11 protein-coding genes are annotated in these 13,743 nt (G+C 73.0%); 1 reads left to right on the plus strand and 10 read right to left on the minus strand.

All coding sequences use genetic code 11. The features are described from left to right. Positions 1–282 precede the first annotated feature (282 nt). From rpoD to uppS, 8 genes are all read right to left on the minus strand, one after another. Positions 283–1,602, minus strand: coding sequence for an RNA polymerase sigma factor RpoD (rpoD, locus tag VG869_14405; GenBank protein HEV3452375.1), 1,320 nt, complete (start codon positions 1,600–1,602; stop codon positions 283–285). Next, positions 1,599–3,395 carry a DNA primase gene (gene dnaG / locus VG869_14410; GenBank protein HEV3452376.1) on the minus strand — a complete coding sequence of 599 codons (1,797 nt, stop codon included), beginning with the start codon at positions 3,393–3,395 and terminating at the stop codon, positions 1,599–1,601. Before dnaG ends, rpoD begins: the two co-directional genes overlap by 4 nt. A 41-nt stretch (positions 3,396–3,436) precedes the next feature. Next, positions 3,437–4,540: an HD domain-containing protein gene (locus VG869_14415; GenBank protein ID HEV3452377.1), complete on the minus strand. Its 1,104-nt coding sequence runs from the start codon at positions 4,538–4,540 to the stop codon at positions 3,437–3,439. A 225-nt stretch (positions 4,541–4,765) separates the two neighbouring features. Next, a complete protein-coding gene (gene ppdK / locus VG869_14420; GenBank protein ID HEV3452378.1) occupies positions 4,766–7,402 on the minus strand; it encodes a pyruvate, phosphate dikinase in 2,637 nt (878 codons plus the stop codon). 61 nt (positions 7,403–7,463) lie between these two features. Continuing rightward, on the minus strand, positions 7,464–8,279 hold the full coding sequence (locus VG869_14425; GenBank protein HEV3452379.1) for an RDD family protein: 816 nt from the start codon (positions 8,277–8,279) through the stop codon (positions 7,464–7,466). After that, positions 8,276–9,568 (minus strand): glycine--tRNA ligase, encoded by a 1,293-nt coding sequence (locus VG869_14430; protein HEV3452380.1) that lies wholly within the window; start codon positions 9,566–9,568, stop codon positions 8,276–8,278. The genes VG869_14425 and VG869_14430 overlap by 4 nt, the downstream gene beginning before the upstream one ends. 100 nt (positions 9,569–9,668) lie before the next feature. Beyond that, positions 9,669–10,388 carry a DNA repair protein RecO gene (recO, locus tag VG869_14435; GenBank protein HEV3452381.1) on the minus strand — a complete coding sequence of 240 codons (720 nt, stop codon included), beginning with the start codon at positions 10,386–10,388 and terminating at the stop codon, positions 9,669–9,671. A 39-nt stretch (positions 10,389–10,427) separates the two neighbouring features. After that, a complete protein-coding gene (gene uppS / locus VG869_14440; GenBank protein HEV3452382.1) occupies positions 10,428–11,153 on the minus strand; it encodes a polyprenyl diphosphate synthase in 726 nt (241 codons plus the stop codon). 56 nt (positions 11,154–11,209) lie between these two features. On the opposite strand from uppS, the gene VG869_14445 reads away from it, so the two are divergent. Next, the gene (locus tag VG869_14445; protein HEV3452383.1) at positions 11,210–12,121 is read left to right on the plus strand and encodes a diacylglycerol kinase family protein; all 912 of its coding nucleotides are present in this window, start codon (positions 11,210–11,212) and stop codon (positions 12,119–12,121) included. Here VG869_14445 and VG869_14450 read toward each other — a convergent pair. Together VG869_14450 and VG869_14455 are read right to left on the minus strand one after the other, a co-directional pair. Beyond that, positions 12,108–12,881, minus strand: a complete 774-nt coding sequence (locus VG869_14450) for a cupredoxin domain-containing protein (protein ID HEV3452384.1) — start codon at positions 12,879–12,881, stop codon at positions 12,108–12,110. The genes VG869_14445 and VG869_14450 overlap by 14 nt on opposite strands. Positions 12,882–12,888: 7 nt before the next feature. After that, positions 12,889–13,743, minus strand: coding sequence for a cytochrome c oxidase assembly protein (locus VG869_14455; protein ID HEV3452385.1), 855 nt, complete (start codon positions 13,741–13,743; stop codon positions 12,889–12,891).

The raw sequence follows: 13,743 nt of genomic DNA on the forward strand, positions 1-13,743 counted from the left end.
CGAGCACCTGCCCCGTACCAGTAGTGAGGACCCGATGCTCCCCCGCCTGACCCGGATCGCCGCGCTCGCAGCGGCCGCGACCGCGGTGTCTGGATGTGCGCTCTCGTCGGTACCGGGGTCGGGGCCTCCGGGAGGCTCCACCACGCGACCCGCCTTGCCGGCCGTGGCTGCAGGATGGGGTCGAGGTCGGCGGCGTCGCCCGGCGGGGTGACCGCCGGAGGGCCTGAGCCCTCAGCGCGGGCGGTAGGTCGGACGCGGCGAGTGGTGGTCACCGACGCGTGCTCACGCACCGTCGAGGTAGGCGCGGAGGCGCTGCGAGCGGGTCGGGTGCCGCAGCTTGGCGAGGGTCTTCGACTCGATCTGGCGGATGCGCTCTCGGGTCACCTTGAAGCGACGGCCGACCTCCTCGAGCGTATGAGGCTGGCCGTCGTCCAGGCCGAAGCGGAGCCGCATGATCTCGCGCTCGCGCTCGTTGAGCTCCTCGAGGGCCCGGGTGATCTCCTCCCGCAGGCCTCGCTGCTCGGCCTCCTCGGTGGGCTCGGGCGCGGTCGAGTCGGGGACGAAGTCTCCGAGGGAGCTGTCGTCCTCCTCCCCGACCGGCGTCTCGAGCGACAGCGGCTCCTGGGAGATCCGCTGGATCTCGCGCACCTTGTCGGAGGTGAGGTCGACCTTGCGGGCGATCTCCTCGACCGTCGGCTCTCGTCCGAGCTCCTGCAGCATCTGGCGTTGCACCCGCAGCACCTTGTTCATCGTCTCGACCATGTGCACGGGGATGCGGATGGTGCGCGCCTGGTCGGCGATGGCCCGGGTGATGGCCTGACGGATCCACCAGGTCGCGTAGGTGGAGAACTTGAACCCCTTCGTGTAGTCGAACTTCTCGACTGCCCGCATCAGGCCCAGGTTCCCCTCCTGGACCAGGTCCAGGAGCGCCATGCCCCGCCCGACGTAGCGCTTGGCGATCGAGACGACGAGGCGAAGGTTCGCCTCGGTGAGCTGCTGCTTGGCGAGCTCGCCGTCCTCGACGTTCGCCAGCTCGCTGGTCCCCTGCTCGGGGCTCATGGCCGCGTTCAGCTCGAGGCGCTCCCCCGCCAGCACGCCGGCCTCGATGCGGCGAGCGAGGTTCACCTCCTGCGCCGCCGTGAGGAGCGGCACCTTGCCGATGTCCTTCAGGTACATCCGGACCGGATCGAAGCTCCCGGTCTCGCCGGTCCGGTCGCCGCGGGCGGCCGGCTCGTCGAACACGGACGCGACGTCCCGCCGGGGTCGAGCGGCGCGGGGCGCGGCGACCTCGCCGGGCCGGGTGACGGTCGTCGAGCGGCTCGGCTCGGCGCGCCGGGTCCGGTGTGCGGCGTCGTCGCGCCGCCGCGCGTCCTCGAGCTCGAGCTCCTCGGTGATCTCGTCCTGGATCGCGATCCCACGGGCCTCGATCCGCTGGTAGATCTCGGCCAGCTCGGCCGTCTCGGGCTCGAGGGTGTGCAAGGCCGCGAAGATCTCGCCCGAGGTGAGCGAGCTGCGCTCGCGGCCGCGGGTGACGAGCTCGTCCAGGATCGGGTCGAGCGCGCCGGGGTCGATACGGGAAGGTGCCGGCTCGGGCTCCGTCACGCTCCGGGGCTCCCGCGATCGAGCACGATCCACTGTAGCAACCGACGTGCCGAATCCTGGGCGCGCGGCCACTCGCCGACCTCACGCGCGTGCGCCAGCTCGTCGAGATCGTGCTTCACGCTCGTGGCGCGCTCGTCACCGTCGGGCAGGATCTCGACCAGCCTCCGCTGGGCGACGGGCTCGACGGCGTACGCGATCAGCCGGGCGCGCAGCGTCTCGGGCTCGCCGTCGTCCGTCGCCGGCTCTTCCACCGCGAGCCGTTCGAGGAGGCGACGCAGCTCGGGATCGGTGCCGGCGAGCGCGTCGTCGAACGAGGCGGTGGTCGCGAGCCGGTGGTAGGCGGCGCGGGCCGCAGGGTCCTGGAAGAACACCTCGTCGAGCCAGTCGGAGACGAGCTCGGGCTCGTGGATCGCCCACCGCAACAGGTCGAGCTCCCGCCGGTCGACGTCCGCCCGGCGCGGCGGTCGCTCGGTGTCGCCGGCTGCAGGCTCGCGGCCGCGTCGCGGCGCTCGACCGGCGTGGCGCACCTCCTCGCGGAGCCGGTCAGCGTCGATGTCGAGGGCGCCGGCGAGCTGCATGACGTACTGGTCGCGAACCAGGGCGTTCGGGTGCTCGGCGATGATCGCGGCCGCGGCGCTCGCGGCCCGGGCCCGACCCTCGATCGTGCTGCGGTCAGCGCCGGTGACGGCACGGCCGACTCGGAACTGGAGGAAGGGCTCCGCCCGCTCGACGGCGGCGAGCAGGCGGGCGGGGTCGTGCTGGAACAGCGCGCCGGGATCCTCGCCCGGCGGGAGATCGGCGACCCGGACCTCGATCTCGTACTCCCGCTCCCAGCGGTACCAGCGCTCGGCGGCGCCCTGGCCGGCGGCGTCGGCGTCGTAGGCGAGCACGACCCGGCGGGCGAGGTTCTTCAGGACCTGGAAGTGCTCGTCCGCCAGCGCGGTGCCGCAGGTGGCGACGGCGTGGGGCGCCCCGGCCAGCACCAGTCCCATGACGTCGGTGTAGCCCTCGCAGATCACGACCTCGCCGCGCGCCACGATCTCGCCCTTCGCCCAGTTGAGCCCGTAGAGCAGCCGGCTCTTCTGGTAGATCGGCGTCTCGGGCGAGTTCCTGTACTTCGGCTGCTCGTCGCCGAGGGCGCGACCGCCGAAGCCGGCGGGCTCCCCGCGGGCGTCGAAGATCGGGAACAGCAGCCGGCTCCGGAACTGGTCCTGCAGCCGGTTGGCCCGGTTCACAAAGGCGAGGCCGGCCCCGACCAGGTCGTCCCGGGAGTAGCCGCGCTGCTGGAGGTGACGACTCAGCACGTCCCACCCCTCGGGCGCCCACCCGAGCCGGAAGCGGCGCGCCGCGTCGCCGTCGAACCCGCGCCCGCGCAGGTACTTCCGCGCCGTCCCGCCCTCGGGCGCGTCGATGAGGAGGCGGTGGTAGTAGTCGACGGCGGCGCCGACCGCCTCGGTCAGCCGGGTCTTGCGGGACTTGTCCTGGGCGGCGCGGCGGTCGTCGTAGCGCAGGGTGATGCCGGCCCGCTGGGCGAGCCGCTCGACGGCTTCGACGAAGTCGAGGTGCTCGACCTCGCGCACGAAGGTGATGGCGTCCCCCGACCGCTGGCAGCCGAAGCAGTAGAAGAGGCCCATCGCGGGGTTGATCGAGAACGACGGCGTCCGCTCCTGGTGGAACGGGCAGAGCCCCATCCACCGCTGTCCGACCCGCTTCAGCGCCACGTGCTCGCTCGCCACCGCGACGAGGTCGGTGGTCTCGCGGACCCGCGCGACGTCCTCGTCGAGGATCCCCATCACGGCTCAGGTTACGGCCCGACCGAGCCGGGCCGGAGCGCTCAGACGCCTCGCGGCAGGTCCTCCGGGCGCCAGCCGAGCAGCTCGACGCCGAGGCCAAGGGCGTATCGGTCGGTCATGCCGCTGACGTGCCGGACCGCGAGCGCGGTTGCCTCGGCCGAGCCGGGGTGAAGGTCCGCCGCGTCCGGCTCGGCGAGCAGCCGGGGCGCGTCGGCGAAGCGCTCAACGAGCCCCCGGAGCAGGCGCACGACGCGTTCGGCCTGCTGGCGGGCGGCGGGTCGCAGGTAGATCCGCTCGAAGTTGAAGTCGCGGAAGGCGAGGAGCGCTGACGCCGCCGGCTGGGTCATGCCGACGTGCCCGGTGGCATCGATGGCGTCGAGGACGGCGAGCACGAAGGTGCCGATCTGCTCGGAGCGGCGGGTCCCGGCGACGGCCGCGACCTCGGCCGGCAGGTCGCTCGGCGTCAGGATCCCGGCCCGCACCGCGTCCTCGAAGTCGTGGCAGACGTAGGCGATGCGGTCGGCCCAGGCGACGACCTCGCCCTCGGGGGTGGCGGGCGGCGGGCGCCGCCACGAGTGGTTCCGCACGCCGTCGAGCGTCTCGCGGCACAGGTTCAGCGGGGCCAGGGTGACGTCGGCGCCGTAGACGGCGTGGTCGTAGCCGGTGTGCGGGAGGAAGGGGGAGAACGCCTGCTCCGACGCGTGACCGGCGGGACCGTGCCCGCAGTCGTGGGCGAGCGCGATCGCCTCGGTGAGCGGCAGGCAGAGGTCGACGGCCCGGGCGATGCCGGTCGCGACCTGCGCCACCTCGACCGCGTGGGTCAGCCGGGTGCGGAGGTGGTCGTCCTCCGGGGCGATGAAGACCTGGCACTTGCCGGCCAGCCGGCGCCACGGGCGGGAGTGCTTCACCCGGTCGAGGTCCCGCTCGAAGCACAGCCGGTAGGGGTCGGGCGCCTCGGGTCGGGCCCGGACCCCGGCACCGATTGGGCGGGTGGCCCCGGGAGCGAGGGTGGAGTCGAGGTCGGCCTCGCGGTCCGGGCGCAGCCGGGCGACACGACCGACCCGGGCTCGAGCGCCCTCGTGGGCCAGCGCGACGGCGGCGACCGGTTCGGGCTCCTCGTCGAGGATCGGGCGGGTCAGGTGCACGCGACGAGGGTATCGGCCGGGTGCGACGCCGGGTCGTGGGTCAGTTTGCGTGTCGTAGCCCACGAATACCTGATCGTCGCGTGAGCCGTCGGTCCCTCGGTAGGAGGGAGCGTGAAACTGCCTTCGGGCTGCCGACGTAAAGCCGAATGTACGCGGAGGGTCGAAATCTGACCCACTACCCGTACGTGACCGTGGCGCGCGCGACGGGGTCGGGCTGCCCGTCGCTCACGCCGTGGTCGCGGGCCCGGGCGCGTCGAGGGCGGCGTGAGCGGCGGCGAGGCGGGCCAGCGGGACCCGGTACGGGGAGCACGACACGTAGTCGAGGCCGACCTGGTGGAAGAAGGCCACCGAGGCCGGATCGCCGCCGTGCTCGCCGCAGATCCCGAGCTTGAGGTCCGGGCGCGTGGCGCGGCCGCGCTCGACCGCCAGGCGGACGAGCGCGCCGACGCCCGGGACGTCGATGGTCTCGAAGGGGTTGGCGTCGAGGAGATGGAGCTCGAGGTAGCGGGGCATGAACCGGCCCTCGACGTCGTCGCGGGAGAACCCGAACGTCATCTGGGTCAGGTCGTTCGTGCCGAACGAGAAGAACTCGGCGACCTCGGCGATCTCGTCGGCGACGAGCGCGGCCCGGGGGGTCTCCACCATCGTCCCGACCAGGTACTCGATCCCGCCGACGCCGTAGGTCGCCGTCGCGGTCTCTTCGGCGACCTCGCGCACCCACGACACCGCGAGGGCGAGCTCGGGCTCGGTCACCGACAGCGGGATCATGACCTCGACCCGGGGGTCGCCGCCGGCGACCTTGCGCTCCATCGCCGCCTCGAGCAGGGCCCGAACCTGGGTCCGGTACAGCCCCGGCTTCAGGACGCCGAGGCGGACGCCGCGGGTGCCGAGCATCGGGTTCGCCTCGCGCCACTGCTCGGCGGCGTGCAGGAGCTGCCGCCCGGCGTCGTCGAGCTGGCCGCGGGCCTCACGGACGAGGAGCTCCTCGACGTCGGGCAGGAACTCGTGGAGCGGCGGGTCGAGGAGCCGCACGGTCACGGGCAGGCCGTCCATCGCCTCGAGGATCCCGACGAAGTCGTCGCGCTGCAGGCGCTCGAGCTCCTCGAGCGCGGCCTGCTCCTCCTGCTCGTCGGCGGCGAGGATGAAGCGCTGCACGATCGGCAGCCGCGGGCCGAGGAACATGTGCTCGGTGCGACATAGGCCGATGCCCTCCGCGCCGAAGCGACGCGCGACCTCGGCGTCGTGGGGCAGGTCGGCGTTCGTCCGCACGCCGAGGCGGCGGAACTCGTCGGCCCAGGCGAGGATGGTGTCGAACGGGCCCGTCGGCTCGGGCGTGACGACCGGCACCGCGCCGACCACGACCTCGCCGGTGGTGCCGTTGATAGAGAGGACGTCGCCGGCTCGGACGACGACGTCGCCGACCCGCACCTCGCCGCGTTCGACCTGGATGTCGAGGGCGGCGGCGCCGCACACGGCCGGCTTGCCCATGCCCCGGGCGACCACGGCGGCGTGGCTGACGAGGCCGCCGCGGCTGGTGAGGATCCCCTCGGCCGCGATCATGCCGTGCAGGTCGTCGGGCGACGTCTCGGGCCGGACCAGGATGACCCGCTCCCCCCGCGCGCGCTGGGCCTCGGCGTCGTCGGCGGTGAAGCAGGCCTTGCCGACGGCGGCGCCGGGCGACGCGTTCAGGCCCTTCGTGAGCGGCTCGTACCGGGCGTGGGGGTCGAACTGCGGGTGGAGGAGCTGGTCGAGCTGCGCCGGCTGGACCCGCAGCACGGCCCGCCGACGGTCGATGAGCCCCTCCTGCTCCATCTCGACGGCCATGCGGAGCGCCGCCGCCGCGGTGCGCTTCCCGACCCGGGTCTGGAGGAGGAAGAGCCGACCCTGCTCGATCGTGAACTCGATGTCACACATGTCGCGGTAGTGCCGCTCCAGACGCTCCATGACCTCGATGAGCTGGCGGTGCGGGCCCGGGAAGTGCTCGCGCATCGCATCGAGCGGCTCGGTGACGCGGATGCCGGCGACGACGTCCTCGCCCTGGGCGTTGCGCAGGAAGTCGCCGTAGGGGCGGTGCTCCCCGGTGGCCGGATCCCTCGTGAACGCGACGCCGGTCCCCGAGTCGTCACCCTTGTTGCCGAACACCATCGCCTGCACGTTGACGGCGGTGCCGAGATCGTCGGGGATCCCCTCGAGCCGCCGGTAGTCGCGGGCCCGCCGTCCGTTCCACGAGCGGAACACCGCCTCGATCGCCAGTCGCAGCTGGTCGGACGGGTCCTGGGGAAACTCGCGCCCCGACGCGTCCTTGACGATCCCCTGGAAGGTCACGACGAGCTCGGCCAGGTCGTCGGGGCCGAGCTCGGGGTCGGTCGCCACGCCGCGGCGCTCCCGGAGCGCGGCGAGGGCGTCCTCGAAGCGCTCACCCGGGACGTCGAGGACGATCTTGCCGAACATCTGGACGAAGCGGCGGTACGAGTCGTACGCGAACCGCTCGTTGCTGGTCTGCTTCGCGAGCCCCTTCACCGAGCGGTCGTTGAGACCGAGGTTCAGGACCGTGTCCATCATCCCCGGCATCGAGAACGGCGCGCCCGAGCGGACCGAGACGAGCAGCGGGTCGTCGTCGTCGCCGAGCTGCTTGCCCATCTTGGCCTCGAGCTCGACGAGGCGGCCGGCGACCTCGTCGAGGAGGCCGTCGGGGAGGCGGTCGCCGAGGGCCATGAACGCCTTGCAGGCGTCGGTGGTGATGGTGAACCCGGGCGGGACCGGCAGCCCGAGGTTCGTCATCTCGGCCAGGTTGGCGCCCTTGCCCCCGAGCAGGTAGCTCTGCTCCTTCGAGCCCTCTTCGAACGCGTGGACGTACGGCACGCAACCTCCTTGGTGGCGGTTCGAGCCTAGCGAGGCCGACTCGCCCCGCCGCCGGCGATGCTCAGGCAGAGCGCTCCGGCCGGTACCGGGCAATGACGACGGCGGTCTTGGCCAAGCGGTCCGCGAGGGAGACCTGGTCGCGGCTCATGATGAAGGACAGGGCGTAGAACACCGCGATGATCCCGCCGGTGGTCAGGAGCAGCGCGAACGCGAACGCCGGGATCAGGTAGCGGATGATCGTCTGGCCGAGGGTGGGGAGCTGCCCGGTGGCCCGGTCGACCACCATGCAGTAGGTGTACCGCTTGCCCAGCGTCTGCCCCACCCACCAGGTGGGGAAGACCAGGTAGGCCAGGATCAGGAACTCCATCGTCCCGACCTCGGTGATGAACGCCGGGAAGCCGCGCGAGGCCCCCACGCCGAGGGTCACGGGATACACGATGGCGGACCAGAGCGCGAGCAGCGTGACGATGTCGATGGCGGCGGCCGTGAGCCGGCGGCCGAGGGTCGGGATCTCGAGGCCCTGCGCGGTCACGAGCGAGCCCACGGGGTCGCGCGGCGGGGGCGTGGGCGCGTCGGCCGCCTCGTCCTCGGGCTCGCCGTCCTCGGGCTCGGGCTCGCCCGCGCCGTCGGGGGCGAACTGGTCGTCGTAGCGCTGGCGCTGCACCGGGTCGCTCAGCACCTGCCAGGCGGAGCGCAGCCGGGCCTCCTCGTCGCGGGCGGCGCGGATCACGTCGTCGGAGGGCCGTCGCGTCGCCTCCTCGCGCGTCCGGCCCGCGCGCACGGTGGCGAGCTTGTCCTGGTAGGCGGCGCGGATCTCGTCCTTCGGCGCGTCGGGCGCGACGCCGAGCAGGTCGTAGTAGCTGTCGTCGGTCGTCACGGCAGCCGTTCGCGCAGGTTGTCGATCAGGCCTTCGATCGGCACTCGGTCCTGGCGCATGCTGTCACGGTCGCGCACGGTGACCGCCTTGTCGTCGAGGGTCTCGAAGTCGACGGTGACGCACCATGGGGTGCCCACTTCGTCCTGTCGACGGTAGCGGCGCCCGATGGAGCCGGCGGAATCGGTGTCCACCATGAAGTGGGGACGGAGCGTCGTCGCCAGCTCGTCGGCGACCGGCACCAGCCGCTCCTGACGAGAGAGCGGGAGGACCGCGACCGTGATCGGGGCCAGCCGGGGGTCGAGGTGCAGGACCGTGCGCCGCTCCCCCTCCACCTCCTCCTCGGCGTAGGCGGCGAGGAGGAAGGCGAGCGTGGCCCGGTCGGCGCCGGCGGCGGGCTCGACGACGTACGGCACGTAGCGGCGGTCGTGTTCCTGGTCGAAGTACGAGAGGTCCTCACCCGAGTGCTCCATGTGGGCCCGCAGGTCGTAGTCGGTGCGGTTGGCGATCCCCTCGAGCTCGCCCCAGCCCCACGGGAAGTCGAACTCGACGTCGGCGGTGGCCACCGAGTAGTGGGAGAGCTCGTCCGCGTCGTGGGGGCGCAGGCGGAGCTGTCGATCCGGGATGCCGTACTCGACGTACCAGCCGAGCCGCTCGTCGCACCAGTACTCGAACCAGCGCTCGGCGTCCTCGGGCGGCACGAAGAACTCCATCTCCATCTGCTCGAACTCGCGGGTCCGGTAGATGAAGTTGCCGGGCGTGATCTCGTTGCGGAACGACTTGCCGATCTGGGCGACCCCGAACGGCGGCCTCTTCCTCGTCGTCGTCTGGACGTTGGCGAAGTTCACGAAGATGCCCTGCGCGGTCTCGGGGCGCAGGTACGTGACGGCGGCGGCGTCCTCGACCGGCCCGACGTGGGTCTTGAACATCAGGTTGAACTCGCGGGCCTCGGTGAACCCCTCCTTGGCGCCGCAGTGCGGGCAGGCGCCGGACGTCGGCAGGTCGTCGGCACGGAAGCGCTGGTGGCAGTGCCGGCACTCGGCCAGCGGGTCGGTGAACGTCGTGACGTGGCCGCTCGCCTCCCAGACCCGAGGTGCCATGAGGATGGCGGCGTCGAGGCCGACCACGTCCTCGCGCAGCTGGACCATCGAGCGCCACCACGCGTCCTTGACGTTGCGCTTCAGCAGCACGCCGAGCGGCCCGTAGTCCCACGTGGAGCGGAACCCGCCGTAGATCTCGCTCGACGGGAACACCAACCCGCGCCGCTTGCAGAGGTTGACGACCCGCTCCATGAGGTCCGGCTTCGCCATAGGAACCTGCGATCGTACCCGGGGGTCGGCGCGTCCCCTCGTCGGTTCCCGGTCCGACGGGGTGGCGGTGCGCGCCGTCGGGTCAGAGCAGCGCCGCGCTCCGAAGCCGGCGCTCCGAGTGGTACTCGAGCGCACGGATGCCGAGGCGTTCGACCTCGGTGAGCACGTCCGGGGGGGGCGGGTCGGCCAGGACCCGGGCCACCCGTCCGCCCACCATGTCGCCGATCACGGCCAGCGCGGCGGGGTCCACTCGACGGCCGGTCGTGCGAGCGCACGGCTCGCAGAGGACGCCCCCGTCGTCGAGGTCGAAGCCGGCGAACGACGTCGCGCCGTCGCCGCAGCGCACGCACACGTCGAGGAGCGGGTGGAAGCCCTCGAGGGAGAGCAGCTTCCAGAAGAAGGCGGTGCTCACGATCGGGGACGGCTGCTCGGCGAGGGTGCGGAGCGCGCCGACGAGCATCCGGTAGCGCGCCAGGTTCGGCTCCCGCTCCTGGGCGACCTGGTCGACAGCCTCGAGCATGGAGACGGCGTGGGTGAGGCAGCCGTAGTGCTCGCGCAGCGCCCGGTGGGCGTCGATCGTCTCGACCTGGGTGACGATGTCGAGCTCGCGGCCGCGGTAGCACTGGAGCGCCACGTGGCTCGTCGGTTCGAGCCGGGCCCCGAAGCGGCTGCCGGGCTTGCGGACGCCCTTCGCCACGGCCCGGACCTTGCCTTGGCCGCGGGTGAGGATGGTGACGATCCGGTCGGCCTCGCCGAGCTTGATCGTGCGGACCACGACGCCCTGGTCCCGGTAGAGGCCCACGACGGGATTGTAACTACGTGGGTGTCATTCGCGGGTGGGTCACTCCTCGATGGCGCCGAAGCGGCGCTCCCGCCCCTGGTACTCGGCGATGGCGGCGAAGAGGTCCTCGCGGCGGAAGTCGGGCCAGAGCACGTCGGTGAAGACCAGCTCGGCGTAGGCGAGCTGCCAGAGCAGGAAGTTCGAGATCCGGTACTCGCCCGACGTGCGCACGAGCAGGTCCGGGTCGGGCATGTCGGGCGCGTAGAGATGGCGGGCCAGGGCCCGCTCGTTGATCCGCGACGGGGCCAGCCGGCCGTCGGCCACCTCGGCGGCGATCGCCCGGGCGGCGTCGAGCAGCTCGGCGCGGCCGCCGTAGTTGAACGCGAACGTGAGCGTCATGCGCCGGTTGCGCGCGGTCATGGCCTCGGTGTCCATGATGTGGCGACGGACCCGCTGCGGGACGCGACCACCCCGCCGGCCGATGAACCGCACCCGAACCCCGCGCTGGTCGAGGTCGTCGCGGCGCCGCAGCAGCAGCGATTCGTTGAAGCGCATCAGGAACTGCACCTCGTCGAGCGGGCGCCGCCAGTTCTCGGTCGAGAACGCGAACACGGTGAGCCACGGCAGCCCGATCTCGAGCCCGCCTTCGACGGTGTCGAAGAGGGCTTCTTCGCCGGCGGCGTGACCGTCGGTGCGCTTCAGGCCGCGCCGCCGGGCCCACCGGCCGTTGCCGTCCATGACGATGGCGACGTGGCGGGGCACGCGGCGGCGGTCGATGGGTTCCACGCACGCGCACGCTACCGCCCGGGTTCGCGCGCGCCCGCCGGTACCATCCCCAGCCGATGCGCTGGACCGCGGTCCTCAACCCGGCCGCGGGGCGAGGGCGGACCCTGCGGCTGCGGGGCGCCATCGAGGCCGCGCTGTCGCCCCGTGGAATCGCGGTGGAGGTGCCCGCGAGCGCGGCGGCGACCGTCGACGCCGCGGCCGCGGCGTTCGGGCGCGGCGAGGGCGTGATCGTGTGCGGCGGCGACGGGACGGTCGCGGCCGTCGCCGGCGTCGCCGCGACGTGCGGCGGGACGGTCGCGGTGGTCCCGACCGGGGCCGGGAACGACTTCGCCCGTCACCTCGGGATCGCGTCACGGCGGCCGCTCGACGCCGTGGCGCTCCTCGACTCGGGTCGGGTGGCGCGCTGCGACCTGGGACGGGCGACGGTGGCCGACGGCGCCGTGGCGTGGTTCACGACGGTCGCGAACGTCGGGTTCGACGGCGAGGCGAACCGTTGGGCCAACGGGGTGCGGTGGGCGACCGGCACGCCGCTCTACGTCCTGGCACTGCTCCGCACGCTGGCGACGTACCGCCCGGTGCCGCTCCTCGTCGCGGTGGACGGCGAGGCGCGCGAGGTGGAGGCGTGGCTGGCCGCGGTGGCGAACGGCCGCTACTACGCGGGCGGCATGATGATCGCGCCCGGCGCCGAGGTCGACGACGGCTGCCTCGACGTGTGCGTGGTCGGCCCCGTGTCCCGGGCCGAGTTCCTGCTCCGCTTCCCCCGCGTGTTCCGCGGCACCCACACCGCCGTCCCCGAGGTGGAAACGGGGCGAGGGCGAGTGGTCGAGCTCGATGCCGCCGGGGCCGGCCCGAGGCTGCAGCTGTGGGCGAGCGGCGAGCTCGTGGGCCCGTTGCCGGCGCGCCTCGAGGCCCGGCCGGGCGCGCTCCGGGTCCTGGTCCCGGACCGCGCGCCCGTCACTGCGCGGTGAGGGTGGCCACCATGCCCGCGGCCCGGTGGCCGGGGATGGTGCAGAAGATCGTGTAGGTCGTCCCGGCCTTGAGGAGGACCTTGTTCGTGACGGTCCCGTTCGGCGGGACGCTGAGCAGGAAGGTCGGTGGTCCGGGGGGGTCGAAGGCCAGGGTGTGGTTCCCGTCCTTGCTGACGTAGTTGATCTGCACCACGCCCGCCTGCACCGTGAACGCCTTCGACTGGAAGTTCAGGGTCCCCAGCGCGTCGACCTCGAGCGTCGCGACCGGCGGGCCCTTCGGGGGCACGTAGCCCGACGGGCCGCCCTTCGTCTCGACGCTGGCCGGCGCCGCGACGAGCCCGGCGCTGATGACGACGAGGAGCGCGGCCGACACCATCATCACGATCGTGGAGGTGCGCAGCCTCGGCGCCGCCGAGATGGCCGCGGCGCCGCCGAGGATGAGGACGATGAGCGCGACGCCGAGGACGATCGCGCCGGTCGACCCGGCGGCGAGGAAGATCCGGGAGACGTTGAGGACGAACACCGCGATCGCGACCGCGGCGCCGAGGGGGAGCAGCACCGGCAGGAGGAGCCGGGTCCGGCGCAGCTCGCGCAGGGGGTCGGGGCCGGCCGGGAGCGCGGCGGGCTCCGGCGCCTCGCTCGCGGGGGCCTCGACGTGCTCGCCCTCGGTCGGCTCCCCGGCGTCGACGGCCAGCGCCGACGGCTGCTCCCCCGGCGGGCCTTCCGGGGCCTCGCCGCTGGTCGCCTCGTCGTCCGCCACTACGTCGTCACCGTCCCATGCGCTCGAGCTCGCGGGCGAGCTCCCGGCGGAGCCGCGGGTGCTGCGCCCGCTCCTCCTCGGCCGCCCAGACGAAGAAGGTTACGGCGATGAGGCTCCAGAGCAGGATCCCGGCTCCGATCTTCATGATCAGCCCGGCGACCTGTTGGTCCTGGAGGCTCGACAGGCCCCAGATGCTGGCCCGGTGCGCGTAGTAGCGGTACAGCACCGTGGTCCCGAAGGTCAGGAAGGAGGCGGGGACGGTCGGCACGATCGACTGGAGGAAGAGATAGGCCATCCGCGATACCGGCGCCAGCCGCGGGATCTCGGGGAGCGGGCTCAGGACCGGCATCCAGACCAGCAGGGACGTCACGAAGATCATGGCGTGCACGAGGAAGTGGAGCCCGGCGTTGTGGAGGCTGGCGTCGACGACCGCGGGCCAGTGGGTGAGGACGAGCACGACGTTGAAGACGACGAGCGCGGGGAGGAAGCGCGCCAGCCGCCGGACGACCCGGAAGCGCCGGCTCGGCGGCCCGAGCAGCCACCGCAGCAGCCACGCCGGCGTCCCGAGCAGCAGCAGCGGCGCCGCGACCATCGAGAGCACCAGGTGCTGGACCATGTGCACGCTGTACGTGGACTGCTCGGCGACGTCGTGGATCGGCCAGTCGGCGGCGAGCCACAGCGCCACGAGGCCGAGGCACCAGCTCGTGACCTGGAGCCGGCTCACGGCCGGCGCGCCCGCCACCGCGAACCGGGGTCCGAGCCGCACGACCGCGATTGCGTAGCCGGCGCCGAAGGCGGCCACGAGGAGCCAGGTGTCGGGATGCGGTGACCACGCCGGGATGTGGGCGAGGGCGACCGTCAT

The sequence above is a fragment of the Acidimicrobiia bacterium genome, from assembly GCA_035948415.1.
Lineage (GTDB): Bacteria > Actinomycetota > Acidimicrobiia > IMCC26256 > PALSA-555 > PALSA-555.